Source organism: Thalassotalea mangrovi (assembly GCF_005116735.1).
GTDB classification, from domain to species: domain Bacteria; phylum Pseudomonadota; class Gammaproteobacteria; order Enterobacterales; family Alteromonadaceae; genus Thalassotalea_A; species Thalassotalea_A mangrovi.
On record NZ_SWDB01000075.1, the window covers coordinates 1 to 599 of the forward strand.

The 599-nt window shown below is 41.7% G+C and carries 1 protein-coding gene; it reads right to left on the reverse strand.

The window, feature by feature from the left end; all coding sequences use genetic code 11:
- Positions 1–416 precede the first annotated feature (416 nt).
- Positions 417–599, reverse strand: a 183-nt coding sequence (locus E8M12_RS16420; RefSeq protein ID WP_002283382.1) for a hypothetical protein, incomplete at its 5' end; no start/stop codon positions are given.

A 599-nucleotide genomic window follows, 5' to 3' on the forward strand; every position in this document is an offset into this window, starting at 1 on the left:
ATGTAGAGGTCGAGTTTAGATGCAAGTTCAAGGAGCGAAAGGTGGATGGGTAGGTTATATAGGGATATAGCACAGAGATATATAGCAAAGAGATACTTTTGAGCAATGTTTGTGGAAGCGGTATTCGCAATATTTTAGTAGCTCGTTACAGTCCGGTGCGTTTTTGGTTTTTTGAAAGTGCGTCTTCAGAGCGCTTTTGGTTTTCAAAAGCGCTCTGAAGTTCCTATACTTTCTAGAGAATAGGAACTTCGGAATAGGAACTTCAAAGCGTTTCCGAAAACGAGCGCTTCCGAAAATGCAACGCGAGCTGCGCACATACAGCTCACTGTTCACGTCGCACCTATATCTGCGTGTTGCCTGTATATATATATACATGAGAAGAACGGCATAGTGCGTGTTTATGCTTAAATGCGTACTTATATGCGTCTATTTATGTAGGATGAAAGGTAGTCTAGTACCTCCTGTGATATTATCCCATTCCATGCGGGGTATCGTATGCTTCCTTCAGCACTACCCTTTAGCTGTTCTATATGCTGCCACTCCTCAATTGGATTAGTCTCATCCTTCAATGCTATCATTTCCTTTGATATTGGATCATA